29 protein-coding genes are annotated in these 26,915 nt (G+C 44.1%); 11 read left to right on the top strand and 18 right to left on the bottom strand.

From position 1 onward, the window contains the following. Positions 1-30: 30 nt before the first annotated feature. Positions 31-951: an alpha/beta hydrolase family protein gene (locus PPA03S_RS19995; RefSeq protein WP_062325559.1), complete on the top strand. Its 921-nt coding sequence runs from the start codon at positions 31-33 to the stop codon at positions 949-951. A gap of 202 nt (positions 952-1,153) precedes the next feature. Then, a complete protein-coding gene (locus tag PPA03S_RS19990) occupies positions 1,154-2,095 on the top strand; it encodes an alpha/beta hydrolase family protein (RefSeq protein WP_062325557.1) in 942 nt (313 codons plus the stop codon). A gap of 307 nt (positions 2,096-2,402) precedes the next feature. Here PPA03S_RS19990 and PPA03S_RS19985 read toward each other — a convergent pair whose 3' ends face one another. The 6 genes from PPA03S_RS19985 to PPA03S_RS19960 form a co-directional block, all read right to left on the bottom strand. Further along, a complete protein-coding gene (locus PPA03S_RS19985) occupies positions 2,403-3,017 on the bottom strand; it encodes a TetR/AcrR family transcriptional regulator (RefSeq protein ID WP_062325555.1) in 615 nt (204 codons plus the stop codon). Between the two features lie 281 nt (positions 3,018-3,298). Further along, complete coding sequence (locus PPA03S_RS19980; RefSeq protein WP_062325553.1) at positions 3,299-4,177, bottom strand: amidohydrolase family protein; 879 nt, start codon at positions 4,175-4,177, stop codon at positions 3,299-3,301. A 1-nt stretch (position 4,178) separates the two neighbouring features. Then, positions 4,179-7,331, bottom strand: coding sequence for a GNAT family N-acetyltransferase (locus tag PPA03S_RS19975; RefSeq protein WP_062325551.1), 3,153 nt, complete (start codon positions 7,329-7,331; stop codon positions 4,179-4,181). A 430-nt stretch (positions 7,332-7,761) separates the two neighbouring features. Then, positions 7,762-8,061, bottom strand: coding sequence for an AbrB/MazE/SpoVT family DNA-binding domain-containing protein (locus PPA03S_RS19970; protein ID WP_062325549.1), 300 nt, complete (start codon positions 8,059-8,061; stop codon positions 7,762-7,764). Positions 8,062-8,104: 43 nt separating this feature from the next. Continuing rightward, positions 8,105-8,983, bottom strand: a complete 879-nt coding sequence (rarD, locus tag PPA03S_RS19965; protein WP_062325547.1) for an EamA family transporter RarD — start codon at positions 8,981-8,983, stop codon at positions 8,105-8,107. Positions 8,984-9,090: 107 nt separating this feature from the next. Continuing rightward, complete coding sequence (locus PPA03S_RS19960) at positions 9,091-9,534, bottom strand: GNAT family N-acetyltransferase (protein ID WP_062325545.1); 444 nt, start codon at positions 9,532-9,534, stop codon at positions 9,091-9,093. A 440-nt stretch (positions 9,535-9,974) separates the two neighbouring features. Here PPA03S_RS19960 and PPA03S_RS19955 point away from each other — a divergent pair, with 440 nt between their 5' ends. The 4 genes from PPA03S_RS19955 (at position 9,975) to PPA03S_RS19940 (ending at position 12,967) form a co-directional block, all read left to right on the top strand. After that, the gene (locus tag PPA03S_RS19955; RefSeq protein ID WP_062325543.1) at positions 9,975-10,220 is read left to right on the top strand and encodes a hypothetical protein; all 246 of its coding nucleotides are present in this window, start codon (positions 9,975-9,977) and stop codon (positions 10,218-10,220) included. Continuing rightward, complete coding sequence (locus tag PPA03S_RS19950; RefSeq protein ID WP_062325541.1) at positions 10,210-11,220, top strand: aminoglycoside phosphotransferase family protein; 1,011 nt, start codon at positions 10,210-10,212, stop codon at positions 11,218-11,220. Before PPA03S_RS19955 ends, PPA03S_RS19950 begins: the two co-directional genes overlap by 11 nt. A gap of 660 nt (positions 11,221-11,880) precedes the next feature. Beyond that, positions 11,881-12,216, top strand: a complete 336-nt coding sequence (locus tag PPA03S_RS19945; protein WP_062325539.1) for a hypothetical protein — start codon at positions 11,881-11,883, stop codon at positions 12,214-12,216. 28 nt (positions 12,217-12,244) lie between these two features. Next, complete coding sequence (locus PPA03S_RS19940) at positions 12,245-12,967, top strand: hypothetical protein (RefSeq protein WP_062325537.1); 723 nt, start codon at positions 12,245-12,247, stop codon at positions 12,965-12,967. Positions 12,968-13,450: 483 nt separating this feature from the next. Here the strand turns inward: PPA03S_RS19940 and PPA03S_RS19935 are convergent, their stop codons facing one another. Then, the gene (locus PPA03S_RS19935) at positions 13,451-13,906 is read right to left on the bottom strand and encodes a DinB family protein (RefSeq protein WP_062325534.1); all 456 of its coding nucleotides are present in this window, start codon (positions 13,904-13,906) and stop codon (positions 13,451-13,453) included. A 288-nt stretch (positions 13,907-14,194) separates the two neighbouring features. On the opposite strand from PPA03S_RS19935, the gene PPA03S_RS19930 reads away from it, so the two are divergent. Continuing rightward, positions 14,195-14,437, top strand: a complete 243-nt coding sequence (locus PPA03S_RS19930) for a (4Fe-4S)-binding protein (protein ID WP_062325532.1) — start codon at positions 14,195-14,197, stop codon at positions 14,435-14,437. A gap of 2 nt (positions 14,438-14,439) precedes the next feature. Then, positions 14,440-14,721, top strand: a complete 282-nt coding sequence (locus PPA03S_RS19925) for a GNAT family N-acetyltransferase (RefSeq protein WP_062325530.1) — start codon at positions 14,440-14,442, stop codon at positions 14,719-14,721. A 123-nt stretch (positions 14,722-14,844) separates the two neighbouring features. Here the strand turns inward: PPA03S_RS19925 and PPA03S_RS19920 are convergent, their stop codons facing one another. Beyond that, positions 14,845-15,294: a MerR family transcriptional regulator gene (locus tag PPA03S_RS19920; protein ID WP_062325528.1), complete on the bottom strand. Its 450-nt coding sequence runs from the start codon at positions 15,292-15,294 to the stop codon at positions 14,845-14,847. 176 nt (positions 15,295-15,470) lie between these two features. Between PPA03S_RS19920 and PPA03S_RS19915 the strand changes: the two genes are divergently transcribed. Beyond that, entirely contained in the window at positions 15,471-16,322 is an 852-nt protein-coding gene (locus PPA03S_RS19915) for an aldo/keto reductase (protein WP_062325527.1), read from the top strand. Between the two features lie 266 nt (positions 16,323-16,588). On the opposite strand, the gene PPA03S_RS19910 is transcribed toward PPA03S_RS19915, so the two are convergent. From PPA03S_RS19910 to PPA03S_RS19900, 3 genes are all read right to left on the bottom strand, one after another. Next, complete coding sequence (locus PPA03S_RS19910) at positions 16,589-16,795, bottom strand: hypothetical protein (protein ID WP_062325525.1); 207 nt, start codon at positions 16,793-16,795, stop codon at positions 16,589-16,591. A 98-nt stretch (positions 16,796-16,893) separates the two neighbouring features. Further along, the gene (locus tag PPA03S_RS19905) at positions 16,894-17,514 is read right to left on the bottom strand and encodes a hypothetical protein (RefSeq protein WP_062325523.1); all 621 of its coding nucleotides are present in this window, start codon (positions 17,512-17,514) and stop codon (positions 16,894-16,896) included. Between the two features lie 104 nt (positions 17,515-17,618). Beyond that, on the bottom strand, positions 17,619-18,593 hold the full coding sequence (locus PPA03S_RS19900) for a phosphotransferase enzyme family protein (protein ID WP_062325521.1): 975 nt from the start codon (positions 18,591-18,593) through the stop codon (positions 17,619-17,621). A 419-nt stretch (positions 18,594-19,012) separates the two neighbouring features. Here PPA03S_RS19900 and PPA03S_RS19895 point away from each other — a divergent pair, with 419 nt between their 5' ends. Beyond that, positions 19,013-20,251 carry an RNA polymerase sigma factor gene (locus tag PPA03S_RS19895; RefSeq protein WP_062325519.1) on the top strand — a complete coding sequence of 413 codons (1,239 nt, stop codon included), beginning with the start codon at positions 19,013-19,015 and terminating at the stop codon, positions 20,249-20,251. Positions 20,252-20,567: 316 nt separating this feature from the next. On the opposite strand, the gene PPA03S_RS19890 is transcribed toward PPA03S_RS19895, so the two are convergent. Further along, entirely contained in the window at positions 20,568-20,927 is a 360-nt protein-coding gene (locus tag PPA03S_RS19890; RefSeq protein ID WP_062325517.1) for a winged helix-turn-helix transcriptional regulator, read from the bottom strand. A gap of 133 nt (positions 20,928-21,060) precedes the next feature. Here PPA03S_RS19890 and PPA03S_RS19885 point away from each other — a divergent pair, with 133 nt between their 5' ends. Next, entirely contained in the window at positions 21,061-21,693 is a 633-nt protein-coding gene (locus PPA03S_RS19885) for an FMN-dependent NADH-azoreductase (protein WP_062325515.1), read from the top strand. A gap of 202 nt (positions 21,694-21,895) precedes the next feature. Here the strand turns inward: PPA03S_RS19885 and arsC are convergent, their stop codons facing one another. The 6 genes from arsC to PPA03S_RS19855 all read right to left on the bottom strand — a co-directional run bounded on the left by arsC (position 21,896) and on the right by PPA03S_RS19855 (position 26,743). Then, positions 21,896-22,321, bottom strand: coding sequence for an arsenate reductase (thioredoxin) (gene arsC, locus PPA03S_RS19880; RefSeq protein WP_062325513.1), 426 nt, complete (start codon positions 22,319-22,321; stop codon positions 21,896-21,898). A gap of 1 nt (position 22,322) precedes the next feature. Further along, positions 22,323-23,759, bottom strand: coding sequence for an arsenic transporter (locus PPA03S_RS19875; RefSeq protein ID WP_062325511.1), 1,437 nt, complete (start codon positions 23,757-23,759; stop codon positions 22,323-22,325). Beyond that, a complete protein-coding gene (locus PPA03S_RS19870) occupies positions 23,756-24,085 on the bottom strand; it encodes an ArsR/SmtB family transcription factor (RefSeq protein WP_062325509.1) in 330 nt (109 codons plus the stop codon). The genes PPA03S_RS19875 and PPA03S_RS19870 overlap by 4 nt, the downstream gene beginning before the upstream one ends. A 202-nt stretch (positions 24,086-24,287) precedes the next feature. Beyond that, positions 24,288-25,700: an NAD(P)-binding domain-containing protein gene (locus tag PPA03S_RS19865; RefSeq protein ID WP_062325507.1), complete on the bottom strand. Its 1,413-nt coding sequence runs from the start codon at positions 25,698-25,700 to the stop codon at positions 24,288-24,290. A gap of 65 nt (positions 25,701-25,765) precedes the next feature. Beyond that, on the bottom strand, positions 25,766-26,194 hold the full coding sequence (locus PPA03S_RS19860; RefSeq protein WP_062325777.1) for a MarR family winged helix-turn-helix transcriptional regulator: 429 nt from the start codon (positions 26,192-26,194) through the stop codon (positions 25,766-25,768). Between the two features lie 195 nt (positions 26,195-26,389). Beyond that, positions 26,390-26,743, bottom strand: coding sequence for a hypothetical protein (locus PPA03S_RS19855; RefSeq protein ID WP_062325505.1), 354 nt, complete (start codon positions 26,741-26,743; stop codon positions 26,390-26,392). Positions 26,744-26,915 lie beyond the last annotated feature (172 nt).

Raw genomic sequence — 26,915 nt, 5'->3', positions numbered from 1 at the left:
ATTGATGCAAAAAAGGAGATTGCTATTATTATGGAAATTATGGTTAATGCGCCTACTCCAGTCGTTTCGGTGAAACCGGTAGTGCTATCAGCCCCGGGCCGTGATGAGGATTTGCAAGTACGAGTGTCTGCGCCCGCGATTGGGCGCGAATTGCCTATTATTCTTTTCTCCCACGGCTATGGCTGGTCGTTGGACGGCTACGGCCCGTTGGTCGACTTCTGGGCTTCTCAAGGCTTCGTGGTCATTCAACCCACCCATCTCGACTCAAGGACGCTCAATCTTCCTCCTGAAGATCCTCGTACACCATTGATCTGGCGTTTCCGGGTCGAGGACATGAAGCGCATCCTTGACCAGCTTGATCTCATAGAAGCTTCCGTTCCCGGCCTCAGTGGGCGCCTCGATCGCAGCCGCATTGCTGCAGCAGGACACTCCTTCGGCGGCCAGACGGTGGGCACGCTGCTCGGCGCCCGAGTCCTTGATGCCCACGGCGAACCGGGAGAGGACATGTCCGACTCTCGAATCAAGGCGGGCGTACTGCTTGCCACGACTGGCAAGGGTGGAGCTGATCTTAGTCCGTTCGCAGCCGAGCATTTCCCCTTCATGAACCCGAGCTTCGCAGACATGAGCACGCCGACCCTCGTGATTGCGGGGGACCATGACCAGTCCCCACTGTCCACTCGGGGACCCGACTGGTTCACCGACCCGTACTTCCTAAGCCCAGGCAGCAAAAGCCTGCTCACCCTCTTCGGCGCAGAGCACTCGCTTGGCGGAATCCCCGGGTACAACGTCACGGAAACAACGGACGAGAGCCCCGAACGAGTCGCCCTGATCCAACGGCTCTCGTTGGCTTACCTTCACAACGCACTCGACCTCGATACTTCCAGCTGGCCGGCAGCTCTCGCAGCTCTGGAAGAGAGCGAAAGTCCGCTTGGACGCATCGAGTCCAAATAAGGGAACTGGTAATCGCATCGATCTGGTCATTATAAAAAGCTTAAATTCACATCAGTTAACAATATATTGGCGAACAGTTGTAGATCAGAATGAATAGTTCAGGCCAGGCTCATACTCGTTTCGGAATGCTTACCAGTATGGCTCGCAGTACGGGATAGCAGTATTGAACACAAATAATTGTATAAAAGGAGATACCCTGCGTATGGAAATCAACATTAGCTCGCCTGCTCCAATCCTTTCGTTCAGTCCGGTAATACTTTCAGTTCCCGGCCGTGCTGTAGACCTGCAAATGCGGGTCACCGCACCGGCGACCGGAAGTGAACTTCCGATCATCCTTCTCTCGCATGGGCACGGTCCTTCCAATCATCTCTCCTCACTGAACGGATATGCTCCACTCGCGAGCTTCTGGGCAGCACATGGATTCGTCGTAATCCAGCCGACCCATCTGAGTTCGAGAACGCTGAACCTCGGATCGGATCATCCCGAGGCGCCGCTATATTGGCGATCCCGGGCTCAGGATATGATACATATCCTTGATCAGCTAGACACAATCGAGTCCGCTGTTCCGCAGCTTCTCGGACGCCTCGACCGAAGTAGAGTCGCCGCAGCTGGCCACTCCATGGGCGGACATACCATAAGCCTGCTGCTAGGAGCGCGACTTACCGATCCTCATGACGGAAAAGAAGTGAACTTAGCCGATCCCCGGATCAAGGCGGGCGTACTACTTGCGGCGCCCGGCAGAGGTGGCGATGCACTCAGTGAATTCACGATGGAGAACTATTCCTTCTTCTCTACTACCGATTTTTCTGAAATGAAAACACCTGCGCTCGTTGTTGCTGGGGATAATGACAACTCCCGTCATCTGACGGTTATGGGCCCAGATTGGCACACCGATCCATATTTCCTTTCCCCCGGCCCCAAGTCCCTGCTCACTCTGTTCGGCGCAGAGCACGGACTCGGTGGGGTGTCCGGCTACGATGTCGCCGAGACAACCGATGAGAATCTTGAGCGAGTAGCTGCGGTTCAGAAACTCACCTGGGCTTATCTCCGTACTGAACTCTATCCAGAAGATTCCGCATGGGATTCCGCATGTATGGCTTGGGCAGGGAACGACAACCCGCTTGGACGTATCGAAACCAAATAAGGTGACTGAATTGTTTGATTGATGGATCGTATCAACTTGGGAGAGGCGATATCATCATGACCAAAATATTCCTCCGAAAAAAAGAAAAAGGAGCCTTCTTGGCTCCCCTGTTCAATCGTATATATTTTGTTATGGCAGCAGGAATTTGACCCGTTCCTGCTGCCATTTATTTATTCTGTGCAATCCTTACTAGAACCACAAGCCTGGAAAGTAAGCTTGATTCATCGGCAAGATTCACAAGCTTTATTTTTACTTGGCAGATGGCTGGGTAGCATTGAAACCTTAAATATCAGCAGCAGTCATTCGCTTAAAGAGTCGCACGATAGCGCAGTCCATCTACGAGCAGAGCAACCATCTGCCGAGCCTGCAGTGCATTGCCCTTATGTCCCGCCGCAGAGAGACTCGCTACTGCTCGTAACAATTCATCCGGTTCAACATCAGCACGCACCTCACCTGCAGCAGTAGCAGTATCCAGCAAGGTTCGCAGCGCAGGATTCAGCCGCTTGTCAAAGTAAGCAGGCAAGGTCTCATATGCCGGGTTGCCCGAATGCAGAGCCGCCGCGAGTCCACGCTTGGCCGCTATGAAGTCCACATATCGCTGCATCCATCGTGCCAAGGCCTCACCGGGTTCATACTGGGCAGACAGCTCCGCCGCCGCATCTGCACAGGCATCGACCTCCTGCCGGAATACAGCCTCGATTAGATCCGAGCGCTGTGGAAAATGACGATAAAAGGTGCCAATACCTACACCTGCCTTCTCCGCAATCTCCCGCACTGGAGCGTCCACTCCCGAGGTTGCGAACACCGTCATTGCGGATTGGAGTAGAGCATTAATATTGCGTTGTGCGTCAGCGCGCAGGGGTCGATCTGTTTGGTCGCGAGGTTCCAAGCCATCACTGGGGTTTTCCGTTTTGTCATTCATCCATTCGTTCCCCCCATCATTTCAATCCTCAATTGACATTCACGAAATTCATCCATTACCAATTACCCGAATTATACTATTAACCCGTATATGACTCAACCTTTTGTTCCGATTACAAACCTTTGTGAAAAGGATTGGTTTCATCCATATATTCATAAAAAAGCTCCTGCCACCAGAAGTGGTAGGAGCTTACATGATATAGATTCAGCATGATCATCGAATGCTTTCATGACCATGACGTACCTGGCATACTTTTTCTACAGATCGTAATGAACTGCTGCTTAACCCAGATCTGCAATTCGCTGTTTAATGCGCGGAAATAAACCAAAAGCATTCTCGTAGAATACTTTCTCATGATGCTGCTCCGGCACAAGTCGGCGGACGAATTCTGCATACAGATCGATTGGTGCAAGCGGCCAGTCCGTTCCGAACAACATTTTCTCATAATGATCTGAATAGACCAGCGCCCGGCGGAAATGATCCATGAACAAAGGCTCGTTCATAAACCGTTCAAAATGGGGCCGATCCCCGACCACAAGACCGGACAAATCCGCGTACACGTTAGGATTCTTCGCCACCACCTCAGCTGCATCCATCACCCAGGGATCGCCCAAATGACAGATCATAAAATTCACGCCGCGCTGTTGAAAGGCTAATTCGTCCACGGTCAGCGGATGTGCATACTTAAGCAATCCATTCATGGAGTATGTATCCCCCGTATGAATGACTACCGGCACGTTATACTTGGCTGCCAGTTCATAGACCGGTGTGTAGATTTTGTCATACACGTAGTGATGATAGTACCCCGCATATAGTTTGATTCCAGCAACCTCAGGCGCTTGCAGGCGAGCTTCAATCCGGTCCAGCTCGTCCTGAGCGTTTTCACCACCAAGATGGTTTGGATTAATACCGACGCATTCCATGAGGAATGGCGGAACCGTTTCTTCCAAATCAAGTCCCATCGGGTTGGGAGAACTGGAATCCGGGAATGCTCCCTTCGTCTGCTCTGTAACCCCCATGCCGATGCCAAGAATAACATCGTTCTTATCAAACTCCGACTTGAGGCCAGCGGCAGAGTAATCCACTTTCGATAAATCTATGGCCGTTCGATGAAAGCTGTCGATGTCCGACAGATGAATGTGAATATCAATGATCGGCATGTTAAGCCTCCTTTTCGCCTTCAGAAGTTGCAAAGTTTAGCTGCAAAAGGCCATGTACATCCTCTGGATTCAGAGGCATTTGTCCCAAAATCAGATAGGTCGGCTCTGTCCAGACCGTTTCCCCGTTCAGCAGTGGCAGATTGTGATACACATTGTGACCAAGCACCACATTATTCACAAACCCCGCAGCATTCTGATTAGGGTAACGATTCACGGCATGCAGCATGTCTTTACGGGAAACTGCACCCATTCGCAAGAAACCCTTGGACTGAAGATATCCGTCTACCTTTCCGAGAGGGTACCGCCCTTGCTCGGGGTGTTCCAGCCAACCATCAGCAAAGACAGGCGAGGGTTTGAAGAAATGCTCCTCTGCTAGAGAATAATCCAGTGCCAATCCGCTTTCGTTCGTAACCGAATGCAGCTCACAGAGAACAGGAACGCCGGGCAGCATGAGGTAATTCTGCTGTACCGTGATTCCCCGATTCGCTTCATGCTTCTCGATGCGGGTTGTGATCTGAATTCCTTTCCAGACGTTACCGAATTCATCCTTCCGCTCCGTCCAAGCCGCGCTTCTTTGTTCCAACTGACGGCTGAAACCGTTCATACCAGGAATACCTACACCAAGTCCGCCGTACCATGGGTTCCACCAGGAACGTGGGGCAGGTTCCGGATACGTACTGTCCAGCCATTCTTCACCCTGGTACTTCAAGGAATGCACGACACTTCCGAAGCCGGGGGCAGCTGCCATCGACAGAACTCCGTTGTTCACCGTGTACACGGGACCTGCTGGACCTTCTTCAACCACGCATTCAACGGCTGTTCCTGTCTGCGGATACCAGAGGGCGGTCCGTTCCTGAACACGATCCTCGCCTCGATAAACGGCCCGAACCTTCCAGCCAAATTCACGCTCTTCTGTCGTATTCTTTCCCTCAGGGAAGAATTCCAATTTAGCGGAGCGCAAGTCCTGCTCTCGATTTAATTCCATATCAGCAGCTAAATACTCTGGTGTGCCACCATTCTGCACGTACAGTTCCAGGTTTCCAGCTAGCGGAACCATTTTCCGTTCAATCAGTTCTGCTGTCAGCACATCCTGGGCGAACGGATTGCCACCGCCCAATGCCAGCTCAAGATGGTTGTCCAGCTTCGGTAGAACCAGGCTCCGCCGTTTCTGGGCGAAAGATCGGAAATCCTGCCATTTGGCAAAGGTTTTTAGAGCAAATACGGTCGCCTTCGTTTGCACAACGGCTCCTGCAGGAATCCGGCCAAGCTCATGCTGCAACCCCAGCGTGTGTTCAGGACGAAGCAGCTTCAAGGAAGGGTCCCAATAGATACCGCAAGCACCGAACTCTTCCTTGCAGAACAGCCAGTTCTCCGTAATCTGGGCGCTGTCCCAATGGCTCGGATCGCCAGAGTACGCGTCACCCATATCTACATAACGGCCTTGGTACGGGAGAATAAGCCGGTTGCCGAAGAAACCAAAGTTCGCCATCAAGAACATATTCTCTTCCAGCTCTGTGCTGCGCCTATTCCCAATTTCATGGTGGAATTCCGCAATTCCGTTGGCAGACAGTTTGACCACGGACTTGATCTCTATACCAGGGAAGTCTTCCGATTCATACAGTGCTTCGAGAACCTGATTTTCTCCTTCCGGATAGATGTTCACTTCCTTGGCTTGTTTCTTGGAAAACTCTTCTGCAAATGGCTTACCCAGCTTCGGATAGGTCCACCAGAACGTGTGAACCGAGCCAGGGTATTCAATCCACATGTTGTTCTCTTGCTTGCTCATATGGAGAGAGAAAGCACCGTTCACGGCCACCCACTGGTCCCCGTTTTCCCCACCGTATCGTCCTTGTGTTCCCTTCATTAGAACAGACAGCTTGGTTGTAAAAGATACCGCTTGTCTATCCGTCGGAACAGCCGTTACCTCTACTTCTCGCGAATAGAGACCATACGAACGCAAGGTGAAGGCTACCGGTACAGATGCTTTGCCTTTTGCAGGAACCGTGAAGCGCACCGAACGTTCTGCCCACTCCAGGAATTCTTCTTCTGGCAAGTCAAAAGAGAACACTGCTTCGGAATCAAAATTATTCTCCACGTTCAGGTATAACTCAGCAGGAATACCTGTATAGAGCTCTTTTGCGGGCAACGCCGTGTTGATCTTGGCCGGGAATTTCGGGGCAACGCCCATACGAAACTCGGCTTTTCTGCCACCGATCAGCCATGTGCTCGTGACAACGGGATGGGTCTTGTTCTGACTTTGCTCCTCATGAACCGGATCAAGGTGGAACTCGCCCTCCACAATTACCGTTTCTCCTGGAGCTACCACTCGTGCAGCGTCCAGCCCAAAACGAATATTTTTGTTGTCTTGGCCCTTAATCTCGAACTTCAGCTCGGATGCTGAGCGGTTCGTGATCCGGTAGCGAACCTTGTATGCGGAACCAAATACGAGATCATGATCGTCGATCTCAGTAGAGATTTCGTAATCTGGTGTTTCGAGAGCCGTCAGCCCGCGACCGGACTTCTCGAATTCGGCTCGCAGGGAGACATCTCCCTTGCTCCAGGTATAGTCAAAGAAGTCGAAACCACGCTCCCGTCGGCCATCCGGCTCGATGACGAGTTCGCGAGTGCTGTCTGCGTACCAATCCAGCTCCTCAAAATAAGGAGCAAGTGCTTCCGTTTGCAAGATGGTCGGGATGAAGTTCATCAGATGCACATTATCATCCTTTTTCTCCCAGAAGAACCCGCATTTCTTGTACATCGGCACAGCCTTGGTGTTACCTGCCCATGTGAACAGATCCAGGCGAGGCCATCCCGCTTCCACGGTCTTGCGAACAGCGTTCAGGATCAGATTGCGTCCGACCTTGTAGCCGTGATAATCGGGGCGCACATTCAACAGCGGAACATACAGGGCATTCTCGTCATAACGGTAGTGGGCAAAACTGCAGAAGCCAACAACCTCTTTCTCATGAACGGCGAGAAATACATGAAGATTGGACGAAGTCTCCATCTCCCGGCGAACGGTATCCTCCGTTCTCTGGTTGGTGCCACCTCCCCAACTTTCATTGCTGCGGTTCCACATATCAGCAACTGCAGCAGCATAGGAGGGATCGTATTCGATAATGCGGATTTGTTCCATGATCGAAGTTACTGTCATATTGGGATCTCCTTGTCTTTATCTATAGGATGGTCTTCGTGATCATTCGATATGGCCTTTGCCCGATCGCCGCAGAGATAATACAGGCCATGTTTGAAGAAGCTGGCGATAGTCTTATCATACTATAAATGGAAACATTTTCAGAGGATTAAAAATCTTTCTTTCCAACTTATAAGTGCCTTTCGGCTCTTTTTCGAAGCGTCAAGAATGGACGAATCTATTTAGACATGAAAGAAAAAATCCACGTCTCTGAGTTAGACGTGGATTTAGGTATACGAACAGCTAATAATCTTCAATTATGCCAAAATAGAATGGACATTGCGTAGAACTGATTTCATAGGGATTGGCTCATTAAGCGACATACAACAGCAAAACCCGTTACTTCATTAAATTCATGTTATTACGTGGTCGGTCGCCTCGCTGGGAATGATCAAAGCAGCTCGTTCCCTTCTGTGCCAAAGTCTATTTCTTCATGTCTTGTATCCTGTTTCACTTTAGAGAGCAAAGTCTTTAGATGGTTACGCAGTTCCTCATTGGACTCTTCAGGCTTGGTTTTTGGACGCAACAACAATTCATTGTCTGCTGTCATCCAAATCTCAATTTCCGCACCTACCTCCAGATCAAGACGTTTAAGCAACTGGTTAGGAATGCGAATTGCACTGCTATTTCCCCATTTGCTAAGTGTGGCTGTAATCATGGCAATTCCACACCTTTCGTTTGATTGATGCATGTTCCGAGGTCCCCCAGATCATCCCTACCGGGGTCCTATGCCATCAGCTTGCCTTCGCAAGTTTCGTGCCGCGAATCGATGCTGTAGCGTATACGACCAGCGCTGTCCAGATGAGCGCAAAGCCAACGAGCAGAACCGGCGAGACCGATTCCTTGAATACGAATATGCTCAGTAACAACATGATCGTCGGCCCGATGTATTGAACGAAGCCGAGCGTAGATAGCGACATCCGAGCGGCAGCACGCGCAAAAAAGAGCAGCGGCAGCGCCGTGACTACGCCGGAAAGAAGCAGTTCGATGAACGTCGGTGCAGGCAGCGTCCATGCCGTCGTTTTCCCCACAACGGCCAAATAGATCCAGTAGCCGAGCGCGACAGGAAGGACGACAGCCGTCTCCGAAAATAAACCTATTGAAGCGTCCTGCTTGATCTTCTTCTTCGCCAGACCGTACAAGCCAAATGACGCGGCCAGCGAGATCGCGACCCATGGAAACCGCCCATAGTCAATCGCGATGATGAGTACCGCGATGCCAGCGATGGCAATCGCGATCCATTGACCGCGGTTAGGCTTCTCACGAAGGAAGAAGACCGCTAACAACACGTTCAGCAATGGGTTCAAATAATAGCCAAGGCTTGTCTCGACGACATGTCCGTTGTTGACCGCCCAGATGAAGATGAGCCAATTGGCAGCGATTAGCAGTCCGCTCGCAGCGAGCGACAGCAAGAGCGAACGGCTTGTCGCAATCTTCTTTATATCACCCCAGCGTCGCTGGGCGGCGACGAGAATACCCATAAAAACAAATGACCAGACAACCCGATGCGACAGAATCTCACCTGCCGGCACTTCGCCAAACAATTTCCAATAAAGCGGGAGAACCCCCCACATGATATACGCAATAATAGCGTTGACCAACCCACTATTCATAACCTAATTTCCCCTCTTCTTGCTCTGATGTCTGACTCGGATTATACGTCTTGATCCCCTCTCAAGTAAAGGAAATAATTGATTAGTTTGATATAATTAATTACTTATTAGTCAAGGTTAATAATCTTATCAAAACAGTATGAATCTTTTTCATAGCCATTATGCTCATAAAAAGCATGGGCGTCGATTCGCTTGAATCCGCTGCATAAAATAATACTAGATATGCCGAGTTCTTTAGCATATTTTTCAGTGTATCTTAATAATTTTGTACCGACCCCACGATGCTGAAATTCCTTTTTTACGGCAAGAGCTTGTATATGTAAATAACCAATCGTAACCCCTACGGATAATGCCTGAACTATAGTTACAAAACCAACCACATCATTTTCAAATAATGCAACAAAAGTTTTGTAGTTCCCGTCCTCATTCATTTTTTCTATAGTAACTCGAAAATTTTCATCATTAACATTGCGAATCTCAAGCACATCGTTCCATAAAAAAACAACTTCAGTATAATCATTTGCTACAATTTCTCGTATCTTAATTTCCATGCGTAACCTCCCTTAATAGAAATGTACTTTAAAGGTTTCGATAATTGATGAAGAATTCCTTCCCGTTAGCTTAAGGATTAACTACGGCACAGTTAGCCGTATCCAGGATTGATTATTTTACCAAAAAGGGTTATTTTATAGACAGCTTAGTGATAAGCAAGTTCCTGACATGAAGGGAGATGTTTTTAATGGCTACTACTTATATGGTGGTTTCGTCTTAAAACTGAATAGTTGGCATATGCGAAAATAGCGGGGAAACGCCCGTATTATTTGGTATGCCATCCAAAGTAACCTTTCATGAATATTGCTGTTTGCAGATACGATGAAGGTCGTATCTTTTTTGCGTCCTGATGCCGCGCGACAGCAGCTTCTTTAGAGGCTGCTTGTCCGTGGCATTTTTGCGTCCAAAAAAACGACATTAGAGGAGCTAACAAAAAAATATGATGGATTTGAAAACCTATGGCTATACAGAAATAGATGCAATTCAAGACGGATTATTACCCGGCAGGGTAGCTGACGGTTCGTTGTCTCGTGAACGTTGGGAGCATTATGTAGCCCAGCAGCATGAGAACAAATATGTTCAGGATAGAACGAGTTACCTCATCGACAAGAGGGCGAGAAACAAAACGATCGTCATACAAAGCAAGCAAACGAAGAATAACGGAGGTTGGAAAAATGAATATTAATCCCCAAACGCTGATTTATGCCCTAAACCGAAAGTTCAGGAAGGATATTATCTCGGCCGATAGCCAAACCATGCCTTTACACGGTGGTACAGTAGGAAATGTGCACCTCGTAACCGGGATCGCCGAAACCGCAGTTGGTGACAAAATGCCGTACCGCATCGTACTGAAAATCCAGAAGAAATGGGAACGTTTCAACGATCCGGATTCTTGGCGCCGGGAATATGATCTCTATGCATCTGACTTGGGAGCGACGTTCTCAGATGCCTTACGCTGGCCAACATGTTATCACGCCAAGATGAATACCGAAGAAGATGAATTCCAGCTATGGCTGGAATATATTGATGGTGTAACAGGCTTAGACTTGACCGGTGATATGTATGAACAGGCTGCGTTGGAGTTAGGACGCTTTCAAGGTAAGCTGTATGCTGAACAGCCCGCTGTACTGCAGAGCCTGACAAACCTGAGCCATGCGGATCTCATGAAGAATACGTATCTGCATTACCGGTCATGGCCACTCGTCTACGATTATATACGGTCGGAGGACTGCGAATTCCCGCAGCACGTACGGCAAATGCTCATCGACATCGATGTGCACGCAGACGAAATACTCGCCCGCATCGAAAAATTGCCCCTCGTGCTATGCCACCGGGACTTTTGGGTGACCAATTTGATCTACGCCGACGGGAAAATCGCGCTCATCGACTGGGATACATCCGGATGGGGCTACTTGGGCGAGGATATCGCAAGCCTGATTGCGGATGAAGCGGATATCGATCATATGGTCGAATATTACCAGCGATGTGTTCCCGCGTATTACAAAGGCTTTTCGGAGTATGCAACTGTATCCCCCGTCGCCGACCATTGCGTCTACGAGATGATCCTTCTCATATTCGGATACAGGCTTGTGGAGGGGTATCTCCACACAGAGGACGATAATGAGAAGACCAAGCTTGTCTACACGCTCCAAAAAATCTATGAAATGAAGAACAGCCCTGCTTAAAGTTGACTCTAAAAGGAAAACTCCGAAAACCCCTTGAATGCAGGGGGTCTTCGGGGTTTCTTGTATAGTCCCAATCTTTTCGGGTATCACCAGGGCGCTTGCCCGCCGTATCGTAAAAGACGTATGTCCCTCCATTCGGTGAATTGACCTGCTTTAACGGAGTCACATCAGAAAGCTCCGAATGAAAACTTGCTGTTAGACACAAGGCGGAAAACCGTATCTTATTTTCAAATATTATGGATGCACTAACCTGCCCGTTAGTTGAACAAAAGCAGCCGATCAAAATGATCAGCTACTTTCTGTTTTATTGGGCTAACGTTACGTTTGTTATATGTAGAACGACGAGTGCCAAAAAGAGAAACACATGTGTCTCATTAAATAACAACTTATCTTTTCTGGTATCCAAATTACTACTGTAGTGTTTGACTCGACATTCAAAATGAGACCCACTCTTGAAAGGTAAAATATAACATAATAATCCATTTTATGATATAATATCATCAGGTTTGGTAATATTTTTTTCATTATTGTAGCTTTTATCACTTACCTAACCTTTATTCAGTGTGAGAAAAAAAGGAGAGGATGCCGTGCCCGATACTTAAGAAACTAAATACTTACGTCTAATCTCAACAAGAATTTTTTCCATGGAGGGACTATTACATGTTATCTCTAAAAAAACATGAACTCAAAGGTCACGATGTCTTTGAATTCATGCAAGGAGAGCTTGATGAACATTGGCTCGAAAGCTCTATTTATATAACAGAAGAAGTATTTGCACAAACAGAGCTGATTGATGTATTCACTGATACACTGGTGAACTTTAATTATTATGGTCCCACAGAAGTCAATGAAGCCGAATGGGAAAATATTAAACAAATTGTCCTCACATCTAAATCATCAAAAGAAAAAGCATCAAAACAGCTCTTAGCGGAAATCGATGAATGGGCAAATGAATGCTTCAAGAAATACTCTTGTTTCACGATATGTGGCATGTGATTTATTAATAAGGAGGGTTTACTTAATAATGAACAAAAAAATTATAAGTATCTTTATTTCTTTCGTTTTGTTATTTTCTATTAGTTCAAATGTTTTTGCAGAAAATAGTATTTCTCTCCCCACTGATCCTTACGCACCCAGAGTAGTATTTGAACAAAATGATAATGTAACTCCATTTGCACCCAATGGTATACCCATTACTGTGTCCCCCTCCTATAGTAGCTTGGGAGTGTTCGTTGGTAATATTGGAGTAGATCCGTTGGATAGTGTAACAGTAAGTGGTACAGCAACTGACTATGGTAATTTGGCAGCTAAGTCAGGGAGTGTTCCTCCTGTAATAGGTAAAACATTTGTATGGAATGTTCCAATGACTAAGACAACAATGATATACGACGTTAAAATAAGAGTTGTTGATGGTAGTGGTACGAGAAACTTAACAGGAAACGCCCGATTGGAGTATTCGGAACAACAACTGGCTTCTCTTAATTGGCATAAAGGTTCTTTTGTGGATCGTAGAAAATCTCTAGAGTATCACTTTAAAGAACACAAATCGGAGGTAGGTACTACTAACTTATATAGCTATCTATTGGCTGCTGGCACAACTAGAGATGATGTTCTAAATAACCCGGATAATTATAATGAAACGGAAAGTATTGGTGCTACCAAAGCACACAAGTACAAACACAAAACTAATGGTAAATTTATAATTTTATCAGATTCTGGAAAAGGGATTTTGAGTTTTGGTAGATAAGAACGATCTATGATGGACTTAGGAGATTCATAAGCTAACAACAAGAAGAATAATCTATAATTATTTTTATTGCTATTATTTGAAATGTAAAATCCGCAATAAATACGCTTAAGGTCGTGGATACAACCTTAAGCGTATTTTTAACAACATCAAATGGTTAAATATAATCGTTCTCCATTTATAGACCTTTTAAAAGATTTAATATAAAATATTACCAATAGAGAGTTTTAATATACCTCCCATCTCCAAACCTATTCTTCTATGGCCAATCTCACCTCTGATTTCTTTGTTGTCCCCTTCCAACTGTTGTCATATTTCCAGCCCAATAATTACTTTGAAAACCTCTCTCATACCTTTTTCCTCCTTAACGTGTGTATTGAAAAGTGTTGTAAAAACAAATTTTATATGAGTCAAATTATTTAATAACCTGCCCGTTAGTTCAATGCCCATCCTATTCCAAGTAGTAGTGTTTATTAGGCCCCGTTAGAGCCTTGCGAACGTGATGTAATCGACTTGGACAGGCTCTGCCGATTCGATCCGAAGTGCCCGGTTGATCTGTCCCCGGTGATATTGCCCATGTAAGAGAACCTGTAGCAGGATGTCCCGGACGGACGTACGGAACGGAACTCCGCTCTGATTCGCATAGTCTATCATCACGTCCAACTCGGATTCCTCGAGCCCTTCGATATAGACACGATATTGCTCGGCATTTTCTTCGAACATCGTCCGGAGCTCCGTCAGGTCTTCCGCTTCTTCCCATAACGAATATTGCGCGCTGCCCTTGCCCTGCAATCGGGACAGCCAGACTCGTTCTGCGACCGCAACATGTCGAACCAGTTTCAGAAGGTCCTTATTCTTCGTCCGACTCTCTTCGAGCGCGTCCAGGATACGTCCGTCTGCCCAGTACAGGTGTTCCATCATACACTTGATCGTCTTCATTTCGATTTCCCCCTCTTCGTCTCATCGTAAATCGATAAGGAGTTGTTTTGCATAAGCATCCCAGTCTGCTCCATCTGTGTCAATCCCCCTTTACTTCATTATCGTTCGGAATTAGTTCATCACGTTGACTTACCAACGATTCCTCTTTATAATTCGGACATCTAGAGCCAAGAAAATCCCCTGTCGTTTGTCGAATCTAAAGAAAAACAATGTTGAGAATTTCTGCAGCTTTCGAAGAATGGATCTTGGTCTTTATACAAACTCAAAAGTGAAAGATGTGAAGAAGTTATGAGTAAAGAGAAAGTATACTACGGTAAAGATATCGAGGTAATGTTTAATTCAGAGGTATGCATTCATTCCGGCATTTGCGTAAAAGGCCTCCCTGGAGTTTTTGATTTAAGCAAGCGTCCTTGGGTTAATCCCGATGCGGACACTACGGAAGCAATTACCCGACATATTGACACATGTCCAAGCGGAGCACTGTCGTATAAACGTCTGGACGGTGAATATTCAACAGAGAAAGAGGGATAAACATGCATATTGCAGAACATGATACCGACAACAAAAGATTTCTTATTCAAGATGACGGCGGCATTGCTGCGGTGATGACCTATGTAATCTCAAGCCCAGAGCTCTACATCATTGATCACACCTTTGTGGAAAATGCTTACCGGGGTCAAGGGCTTGGCGATAAGCTTATCGAAGCCATGGTGCAATACGCGCGGGAAAACGGTATTAAGATTTTACCTTTATGCCCGTTTGCCAAGGGACGATTCGAACGGATCTCCGAATACGCGGATGTCCTCCATAAATAATCCCTATTAATATGACAATAACATAAAAACAGGTCAACATTTTCTGATTTGATACATGAAGAACTCCCACTCTCTATTGAGGTGGGAGTTCTATTCATATTAAACAACTAATCTATTCATCCGTTAGGTCTTATGAACAGAGGACGCGTAAAATACGTCACTATGCATATGTTTGATTTTATCCCAGTTACCGGGATTGGTTGTATCTGGAGAACGGTGTTCCATGATTGCTTGATATAAAGCAGTCTTTTGTTCCAAATGAGCAATGTGCTGTTTGGCTTCTTCGAGCTTATCAAGTGCCGCTTCTTTATGCTCCATCATAAGTTTGTAGCGTTGCGGAATGGTCGAATCCCCTTCAAGACAGAAATCCACGTACATTTTAATGACTTCAATCGGCATCCCGGATTGCTTGAGGCATTTGATGCCATGCAGCCAGTTAATCGATTCTTCGTCGAACATCCGAATATTGTTTTGATTGCGCTGTACACTTGGCACCAGTCCTTTATCCGTATAGAAGCGTACAGCATGCTCGGTAAGTCCCGTGATCAGCGCCGCTTCTTTGACCGTATGCATATGAAACCCTCCTTGAAAAATAAATGTTGGATGACGGCTTGCCTTCGTGTAACACGAAGGTGATAGGCTTATTGTAATGCAAATCTAGCGTATGCGGAAGCGCCGCTCTGAGGTGCCTGATTTTCCGAGTTTCGAGGCCATTTGCATCTTACATTTAAACACTGGGAGGAATTACAATGCAAACCGTAACATTAAACAATGGAGTGAAAATGCCGATCATTGGCTTTGGTGTCTACCAAGTTCCAGATGCTGAAGAATGCGAGAACGCCGTATATGAAGCACTGATGGCTGGTTACCGCCTGATCGACACCGCTTCAGGTTATCTGAACGAGGAAGCGGTCGGTCGTGCGATTAAGCGCAGTGGCGTACCACGTGAGGAACTGTTCATCACGACCAAACTCTGGGTTCAGGATGCCAACTACGAGAGTGCCAAGCTGTCTTTTGCTAAATCCTTGAAAAAGTTACAGCTGGACTATCTCGATCTATACCTTATACACCAGCCGTTCGGCGATTACTACGGTGCTTGGCGTGCAATGGAAGAATTATACCGCGAGGGTAAGATCAAGGCGATTGGTGTCAGCAACTTCCTGCCTGACCGTCTGATGGACCTCATCATGCATAATGAAATCGTTCCAGCTGTTAACCAGATTGAAACGCATCCGTTCTACCAGCAGACAGAGGGCGCCGCTTTTATGAAAGAGCAGGGAGTGCAGCATCAGTCGTGGGCCCCGTTCGCTGAGGGACTTAATAACATGTTCAGCAACGAAGTGCTAGTCTCCATCGCAGAAAAACACAACAAATCCGTCGCACAGGTCGTGTTGCGTTGGCTTGTTCAGCGTCAAATCGTTGTCATTCCAAAATCGACGAAAAAAGAACGGATCCTCGAAAACTTTGACATTTTCGATTTTGAGCTGAGTACGACGGATATCGAACAAATCTCAGCTCTCGATACGCGGGAAAGTCTCTTCTTATCCTACCACGATCCCGAAGTCGCCAAGAGAATGGGCAACTGGAAATTCGATCTGTAACCATGATCGAACCTTAAACTCATCACACGTTTATCCCTATCTATAGAAGGGACAGGTCGACGGTATTATCCCCTCATGGTAGACAGTGAAAAAAGAGGCTACTTGGCGTGGGAACTGTATTTCGTTTTACAACATGGAACGTTTCCAAAACAAACTGGGCGACCTCTCCCCGATTGAATTCCGGGAGAGAGTCACCGTTTAATAAAATCTCTTTTTTTATTGTCTACTTGACGGGGCTATGGCCACATTTCATTCTTCACTTTTTTCTATTTCTTTTTCTTTTTTCTAAAGAAATCGAACTTGATCACATAATCAAAAAGCGACGTAATTACAACAGCGCCAAGTGGAATCAATGAATATACCCATCGCGGATTATTTGGAGCTTCACCAGGGGGAGCATCAGTTAAAAAAACATAAAGGACAACACAATAAATTACTGCCACTACAATACCTGTTATGTTTCTATTTTTCATAGCTGTTTTCCACCTCTTTAATACTCCATAATATCGATTGTAAGAATTTTCGCTTTCCCCTCTTCGTCCCAACGATTATTTGAACTTATTGTCCCCCGTTAACGTAAATCTGCAAGGACTTGTTTCGCATAAGCATCCCAGTCTGCTTCATCTGTGTTAATCTCTAAAGTTGGAATCAATGATTGTTTCGCAGCCATTCGAAGTTTTTCTTGATTATCTAAAAACGTTTCACATACACGGGTATTAGTAGACTTTCCCATCACATATGACTTCCAAGCTTCACCGCGACTTTCAATAAACCTAGGCTCAACAGCACCCTGGGACAAGGTTAAGAGTACACAATGTGCATTCATCCTGGATAGACGTTTCTCAAGCAGCTCGATCTCAGGAGAGGCTTTAAATGCGGCTCTATGATTTACATGAAACCTCTCTAAAAGAAAGAAAATACCTTTTGATGGTTTGGAATGACCGAGAGAGTTAATCCAATCATATTGTTGTTCAAGATAATCAACATGTCGACTTAGAAGTGAAATATGTTCATCCTTATCCATGGATCTTAAAACACCTTGGTATGAATGCAATACTTGTGAATAGTGTTCACTTATTGCAATTATAGTTTTTTCACTATTCTGTGTTTGAATATGTAATCTCTTTATAGCAGAAAATAATGATGTTTTCCCTACAGTAGACATCCCTTCGATAATTACACCCCGAATCATCTTCCTGCTCCCTCCTAAGCTTCTTGGTATTCTGCCCTTTAGTATGCTTAGCCTCCGCTCAAATAATAGATTTATTCGACGTAAGAATTACACTAACCTGCCCGTTAGCTGAACAAAAAATTTTCTCCTTTAAGATATTTCCTAAAATAGTTTTGAATAACTGATGGAAAATTTTCTGCCAAGGATTGTTGTTCATTTGGATTTAGAGAATGGAATGCGAAAGTTCTAATTATTGACCAAATAAAAAATGCTTCTAATAACTCGAAATAATTCTCTTGTAGTTGATTTACTTTACTATACGATGAAATAAATACTTTCCTATTCTCAGATGAAAGATGCATAAATGTTTCAGCCATATCAAATAAATAAAAGCCATGGCCACAATTCGAAAAATCTATAGGTCGGGGAGTATCCTCATAAAAAACATAGTTACTCTCATGAAGGTCAGAATGAATAATTCCCCAATTACTCGGCAAACGTTTATGATTTTGTATCACATTTGCTATTTTATGTGCTGACTCTTCCACATGAACAAACGCTTCGCTTGAGATAAGCTCTAAATTTACTAGCTGTCTCAATTGTTTAAGTGATGAATATAAATGATCGGAATTGTATATTGGTCTATTAAAGCCTTCAGGTGCAATCCACTGCATAGAATGTCTATGTAGAGCCGCCATTAAGAGAGCCAAATTTTCAGTTTCATTACTTGTTCGCTCTCTTTTAAGCACTCTTCCATTAACCCATTGATGAATAGTCACCATGGATTTATTTTTGCTATGATCAGTTGATATTTCTGTTACCAGATCACCTTGAAGATTTCTGACAGGTGCAGGTACGACGAGATTTGTATCTCTAACCAAAGCTTCAAGCCAAATAAGTTCTGATGCGATATCTCCCTTTGATTTAATTGAACTCGTCGCGATATGGATTTTAATAAGAAATTTTTGATTATCATCGTTAGTTTGTACTCGGAATGTAACATTATCGCTCTTTCCGAGATACACAAGTTTTTCGCAAATGATTGGGTATTGACGTAACGCTTCTCTCGCCACCTTCGCATAACCTTCTTCAGAAAGCATAGTATCCACTCCAGTTAATGTGATTTTCACTTCACAATTTTACCAAGTAAACTTTATTTTAAGGTGATAAAAGTTGATTATAACTAAACTTTATTGCCCGGTAGTCGAATAAAGCCGCCGATCCTGTTGATCGGCGGCCTCCTTTGGTTTTATAGAACTATTGTTTCCCGTTGGTTCAATTGGTTGTTGTTTGTTCTGAACTTGCTTTTCCAGAAAGCCAATACGTTTTTTAAGCTCTGAATCTCTTTCTCCATTGGTGATCCTCACTTAATACCACATAGCTGAATTGCCTTTACGCTTTGCTTTTTCGGGGTTTAAAAAAAGTGGAGTGGCGTCGTGTAAAATTATTTTAAAATGATGTGGCTTTTTACCTCCCTTCGGTGTCTAATGAATTGTAAGTTCAGGAGGAGGTACTACTGGTGTCACGAGCTCAAGACAAAAAGAAAATCCCTGTTCCTCCGGAGGAGCAGGAGCACATCCAACATTTCGAAGCCATTTATAATCAATATCGAGATAGAATTCGAAATTATATTGCAGTAAAGACAAATTCGGCAACTGCCGATGACTTAACGCAACAAGCTTTTTTAAAAGCAATGGAAAACTTTCACTTGTTTAAGTGTAACTCCAGTATATTTACTTGGCTATTCAAAATCGCGCAAAATATTGTGAAAAACGAGTATCGTACGAGATCACGAAATAAAGAAATGGTGCACGAAGTAATCGATTTTCAGTCCCAATCGATATCCCTCGATATTGCTAGAGATGTCGATATCCGTCTTGATATTAGTGCTGCATTAGCCCGATTGAATGAATTAGATCAGCAAATCATATCATTGCGTTTTTTCGTCGATTGCACTTTATTGGAAATATCCAAAATCATCGGGATGCCTGAAAGCGCAGTCAAGAACAGACTCTATCGTGCCTTAAACAAACTAAAAAAAGAATTAAAAGAATGGGGTGACATTACAATCATGTCTATTAAAGAATTGATATCAATTGTGGATAAAAGCGAGGCTCCCTCCAAGAATGATGGTATGAACAAGGTATACCATGACTTATTTGAAGAGTTGAAAAGCAATGTAGATCGAATTATTACAACCTATCGTCATCGACCTTCTCAGAAAATCGCTATTGAGATCTATCCGGATCTGCCCACTTTTCATCAAGCAATAAACGAGCCGGATGCGCCCAATTGGTTTATGGGAACCTATGAAGACAATAAAATTAAAATCGTATCCCCACTCAACCCAGGCCCTGAACATACGTATCAATCGGTACTACGGCACACTTTAAGCTTGTTTACGATGTGGTTAGTGAAGGATATTAATCCGTTGGCACCGAAATGGCTTACACACGGTCTCGGCGGGCATGAAGCCAAACAAATGTCACAAGAATATATCCAGTATAGCACCTCCGAATCGATTCAAAATAACGCTGTCCCTAGCTTTCAAGCATTAACTAATGATACCTGGGATTTCGAGAAGATAGGGGGATATGGATTCTCGCACTTGATCGTAGAATATCTCATCCATTCATACAGTTTAGATGCGCTCAACAAATTCATACGCGATGCCACTGATTTTCAAGGCGCATTTCAAGTATCGGAAGCTGAGCTGCACGGGATGTGGGTGCAATATTTAAAATCTAGGCTATGTTAAATTTTGATACTAGTATTTGACCATAACAAAACCACCTTCGAAAAGGTGGTTTTGTTATGGTCTCCCATAGCTCAACAGTACACTATAAATTGTTCTATCTAGTACAGCCTTATAGCCCAAATCATTAAACTATCCTGCCCGTTAGCTTAGTGACTAATCGTTAATCGAACTATGTTTTTGTCCATTTCGGCAACAGTACAAGTTCTATCCTTCCCTTCCCTTTCCTTGACTCGAGACAAGATCTTGTACCAATAAAACAAAAAGCCGCTACATTAGCAACTTTAACGTCTATTAAAGAATAATGACAAAATGAACGCTATTCCGATTCTGTATCTTCATTTCCACCTTTTTTGAGCTGTTTTCTCTCCACATGGGCCTTTCCCCATTGATGTAAAGTTTCCAAAATCGGAGAAAGGCTCATGCCGTATTCCGTGATGGAGTACTCCACTTTCGGAGGGACTTGAGGATAAACAACTCGCTTCACGATCTCTTCCTCCTCCAACTCGCGCAGATGGAGCGTAAGCATCCTTTGCGTGATATCAGGCAGCAATCTTTTTAATTCATTGAACCTCAAAGGTTCACCTTGAAACAAATGATAAAGAATCATCGGCTTCCATTTGCCGACAATTGAATCCAGCGCCACAACGAATTGACATTGGACAGGGTTCTTTTGCATGTGTTCTCCTCCGTCACAGTACCTTTTTTCATACTATACCACATGATTGTGCGTACTTCACAAATAGTATATATGCGATATGATTAATCCAGAAAGTGTATTTAATTCAATTACAGAAAGGAAGTTTTAAATCATGTCAACCGTATTATACATCACCGCACATCCTCTTGATGCTCAGTCATCTTGTAGCCTCACAGTTGGGAACGAATTTATTGAAGCATACCGTGAGGCAAACCCATCAGATAAAGTTGTTCATTTAGATCTATACCAAGAGAACATTCCGGATATCGATGCTGATGTCTTACGCGGTTGGGAAAAGATTCGATCAGGTTCTTCTTTCGATCAATTGACCGATGCTGAGAAATCAAAAGTAGCTCGTCATGAAGCGATTATTGACCAATTCGTGGCTGCCGATAAGTATGTGTACGTCTCACCTATGTGGAATTTCTCGATCCCACCAGTTCTGAAAGCATACACGGATTCGACTTCAATTCCAGGTAAGACTTTCAAATATACGAAGAATGGCCCTGTGGGTCTGTTGTCCGGCAAAAAAGCATTACACATTCAAGCTTCCGGATCCATTTATTCGGAAGGTCCGCTTGCTCCGATTGAAATGGGATACAGCTATCTAAAAAAGATATTACACTTCTATGGAATTCAATCTATTGAGGCAATTTTTGTGGAGGGAACGGCATCATTAGAGCAAGCACCAATTATTAAGGAAAAGGCAATCACACAAGCAAAGGAAGTTGCCAAACGTTTCTAATCGTTCACCCAGTTTTAGAAGTACTCAACGTTAATTCAACAAAAGCAGCCGAGCTGCTGGGTACGCGCATTCTGTTGCTTCTTTCCGCAGATCCACACGACTTCAATGCCTTGTTAAGAACCATTGTCTCTACGTTGCAGCTCCGCCCATAAAGATTTTATCAGCAACGAGTGCATAGTACTCCTTTTTGGCATGATTCATATTACTTACCATCTTTCAAGAATTGCTCGATTCGAGCTTTAATTGAATCACGGACCTCAGCGAATGTAGCTGTGATTTCTTCCTCTGTACCTGTTGCTTTGGCTGGATCATCGAAGCCCCAGTGCCATCTTTCGGCTTTATCATTACGTACAACTGGACAATTATCGTTGGCATGACCACAAAGCGTGATGATGTAGTCTGCTTGTTTTAAAATCTCAGGATCAATCACATCTGATGTATGATTGGAAATATCGATTCCAGCTTCTTTCATCGTTTGAACAGCACGAGGATTTAAGCCATGCGCCTCTAACCCTGCACTTCTCACCTCGTATTTATCACTACCAAGTGCCTTCAAATATCCATCGGCGATTTGGCTTCTGCAAGAGTTTCCTGTACACAAAAAGTAAACAAGAGGTTTGTTGTTCATGTTATTGATCTCCTTTTTTCTTGGTTTGGCTTACTTGAAATTTCGCTTCACCCATTTTTGAATGAATTAAAGTTTTTATGATCATAGCGATAACAACCAATATAACTGTAATTACGGCAATCATTAACCAAACGTTTATGTTTGTTGAATGGATCAAATATAGCCATAGATACAACCCTGTTAACGTAATAAAGAGCGTTGGGATCGTGAGCACAATCCCAATTTTGAAATAACTTCCCCAAGTGATTTTTACATCCTTACGGGACAGTACGTGTAACCACAAAAGTGTTGCGAGTGAGCCAATCGGTGTAATTTTAGGACCCAAGTCACTGCCGATAATATTGGCATAAATCAGTGATTCCCGAATCACACCTTGCGTATTGGTTCCATCAATGGCTAGCGCATCAATCATCACTGTCGGCATATTGTTCATAACCGAAGACAATATAGCGGCTAGAAAGCCCATGCCAAGTGTGGAAATGTAGAGTCCCTTATCAGCGATGGCTTGAATAACCCTACCTAGTTCATCCGTCAATCCCACGTTTCGTAGTCCGTATACTACAACGTACATACCAATTGAGAAAATCACTACTGCCCAGGGTGCTCCTTTGATGAGTTTCCACGTTTGAATAGCCTGACTACGTCGTGCAGCCAAAATAAACAAGATTGCAATAACGCCAGCGATAACGGAAACCGGAACTTGAATGAACTCGCTCATCAGATAGGCAACCAGTAGCACAGCTAAGATCACCCAAGATATTTTAAACAGTTTCTTATCCTTGATCGCTTCAACTGGCTTTTTGAGCTGACTGACTTCGTAGTTCCCTGGAATACTTTTTCTAAAGAACAAGAATAAGACCAGAAGACTCGCTAATATTGAAAAGAAATTGGGAACAATCATGCGACTGGCGTACTCCACAAAGCCAATACTGAAGTAATCGGCAGAAACGATATTGACGAGGTTGCTAACTACGAGCGGGAGTGAAGTTGTATCTGCAATAAAACCACTTGCAATTATAAAAGGTAAAATCATCTTTTGATCAAATTTGAGAGCTCGGACCATCGCGAGTACGATAGGTGTTAATATCAGTGCGGCGCCGTCATTAGCAAAGAACGCTGATACCCCTGCACCAAGTAGCACAACATAAACGAACATCAGCTTGCCATTACCTCTTGCGAGCCTTGCCATGTGGAGTGCAGCCCATTCAAAAAAGCCGATTTCATCTAAAATAAGCGAAATCAAAATAATGGCTACGAAAGCAAGCGTGGCGTTCCATACAATTCCTGTAACCGTACCCACATCAGATATACTTACGACCCCAAATAGGAGAGCTAAAATAGCTCCAGCAGATGCTGACCACCCAATATTAAGTCCCTTAGGCTGCCAAATCACCAAAGTCAGTGTAAGCAAAAAGATTAAAATTGCGATGATGGTCATGCTTCCTCCTGAGGACCGCAGCAATTATTCAATCGTGCTATTTTGTCTTTCATGGAAGGCAGGTACGGATACACACATTGAACATATGCTTTCGCGTCCGGATTAAGGGAGTAGTACACCCACTGCCCTTTTTTCTTTTCATTAAGAAAACCAGCTGCCTTCAGTTTTCGAAGATGCTGACTGGCATTTGGTTGAGACATTCCAATAATGTCTGTGATATCACATACGCAAAGTTCCTGTTCCTGAAGAAGCGCAATAATGGTCAACCTTGTTTTATCAGCTAATAGCTTATATGCCTCAGCCATCTCCTGAATGTTTTGTTCCATATGTACCCTCCTGTGATATTCTCGTTAGTTTCATTTAGCGGCATAAGCATATAATAAATCACTTATATAATCAAGTACGAATATATTAGGTTTAGTACACCAAATAACGCCGCAATCATCAATCATGTTTTTCATTTCTCTACCTCCTTCTATAAAAAAGCTACTGCATCACGTTCCGGATGCAGTAGCTTCGAATTCTTGTTTATCCGCAGCAAGAATTTGATCCTGTCTTTTCTGTTTTTGGGGGAGCGCAGTCATTCGAAGATGCCTCCTCCACTTGAACCGGGTCACAGCAGCTGTCCGCGCCACTAGCGCCAAGACTGCAAACACCCGTCTCCGGCAGTTCCAGCTCTACTTTTTGTGCTGACTCCATATCTCCCACCAAAGCCGCTACAATGGATCTGACTTGCTCATATCCCGTTGCCATTAGGAAGGTTGGCGCTCTCCCATAACTTTTGGCACCCACAATATAAAAGTCCTTTTCAGGTTGGCGTAATTCCTTTTCGCCATGAGGTCTAACAGTACCGCAGCTGTGTATATTGGGATCAATTAATGGTGCGAGCTCATAGACACAGTCTAAGCTTGGGTCCGTTAATACCCGTACTTCCCGCACCATCGATAAGTCAGGACGAGAACCCGTATTACCTACAATTTCATCGATGTGATCCATAACTACTTTTTCATTTCGAATAGTTCCGGAAACTTGTATCTTTTCACCTTGTTTTTGAAGTTCTTCAATATGGAATGCGGTCAGGACCTTTATGGCACCGGATTCAACCACTTTTTGAATTCGAGTACCCAGTTCCCCCCGTGCCTGAAGCCCATCTAATTCTCGTCCGCCATAAACATCCTCAATATTTGCCTTGCGAATAGCCCAAACGATCTCCGTTCCCGACTCCTCTTTTTGAAGCTCGGCAAGTTCAAGCAACGTGTTGATGGCAGAATGTCCGCTTCCTACTACAAGCACCTTCTTGCCGCTATAACGATTTTTCTCTTTTCCTAATATAGCAGGGATACCGTATGAAATGTGACCACTAAGCGCTTTTTCCTCTTCTGAAAATATACCGTCTGAACGAAGCGGGTTGGGATTGGACCATGTCCCAGAGGCATCGATAACAGCCCGCGCTTCATAAATAAACGAAAATCCGTTTTGTTCAACATGGATCACAAATGGCAGTTTCTCACGCCCGCTTGTTTTCACTTTGCTTAATCCTTTACGACTGATCCCAGTAACTTTCGTATTCAAATGCACATACGGACTTACTTCAGCCAGCTCTGCCAAAGGTTTTAAATAACGTTCAACAATCTCCTTGCCTGTTGGGATGATTCCGTTTTGAGGAGCAACCCAATTCGCCTTTAGCAGCAACTCTTTAGCGGCTTTATCAATGTTATATTCCCAAGGTGAGAACAGTCGTACATGTTCCCATTTTCTAATGTTTGCTCCTACTTCATCTCCAGCTTCAAACAACAGAAACGGCTCACCTTTTGAAATGAGTTGTGCTGCTGCCGCAAGACCAACCGGTCCAGCTCCAATGATTGCAACAGGTAAGTTGCTCTTCTCTTGTACTGGTGCTTCGCAGCAGTTCACTTGGTTCACAGGAATATTTTTAATCATTTTAGTTTCCTCCTTATAATTACTTGCATTTTGCAAGTATTGTGTTAAGTAAATGGGATAAATGATTATCCCAGAGGTGTACAGCATACGCTGGATTTTGCCATACTTTCGTTTAGCAGTTTGACAGCGTTGATCACCATATCCCGTTCAAACTCAGACATATGCGAAAAGACTTCTTTTAAATAATCATTCATCTGCTCATCAATAACCGCGGCGACAAACTTCCCTTGTGTAGTCAAGGATAATATGTAAATCCTTCGATCTTCTGGTAAGGGCGTTTTTTGAACCAAACCTAACTTTACGAGACTTTGAACCTGGCGGCTAAACGTTGTAATGTCAATGGAGAGTGCATCAGCCACCTGCTGAATGGATGGATTGTGCTTACGATCAATTTCATAAATAATATGACTTTGAACAAGTGAAATATCCAACTCTCCTGCGGTGCAGCAGTTTTTATCCAATAATCCAAAACGCCGTGTCATGATCTGAAACATCTCTCTTAAGTTGTTTTCCAATTACCTCACCTCTTGTTATAGTTATACTCTTATTATTTGCAAAATGCAAATGATTTTTTTGTTTTTTCTCACTCCCTTTCTATTTCAATTCACATTGTGATGTAAAAACATGTAAAACACGTAGGGGTGATCATCCGGCAAAGGGAGCCGCGGTTGCGACTCCTTTCTTCATAGTTACATCATTGGGAATTGAACCATCATTATAACGATAAGAGCAGAAATAAAGCTTAGTATTGCAATCAAAATATTAAGACAACTGAATGAGATTTTTTCCAGAAAAATTCTTTCTTTTCTTTGAATGAAACACGAGTAAATTAGCACAGTGATCACAATGGGCAAATATTGATGAAGATTCGGTCCACCCTTACTCGGCAATATTTCAATAATGTATCCACCTATAGTTTCATCAATGATCATAAATGCATATATAACTCCGATTATCGCTGAAATAAAAAACTGAGCTGCTACCTGAACCAGATTTTTCTTCAAAAAGAAAGGGCCCATTTTTCGGTATAGGTCATTGACCATTATGTATTTGTTGCCTCCTCATTTTTTCTCGTTTCCCGTTAGGTCAATACACGATCCCTCGTACAACTAAACACTCCTTTGAAGCTTGACATTAAATTCTGTCGATGACGAAGTAACATACTCCATATAATTCACAGAGCCGTTAAAGTTCAAATAAGCCTCATAACGCATA

This window comes from Paenibacillus pabuli NBRC 13638, from assembly GCF_001514495.1.
Classification (GTDB): domain Bacteria; phylum Bacillota; class Bacilli; order Paenibacillales; family Paenibacillaceae; genus Paenibacillus; species Paenibacillus pabuli.
The sequence above is the reverse complement of the archived record's forward strand: the minus strand, read 5'-3'. Positions and strand labels throughout refer to the sequence as shown.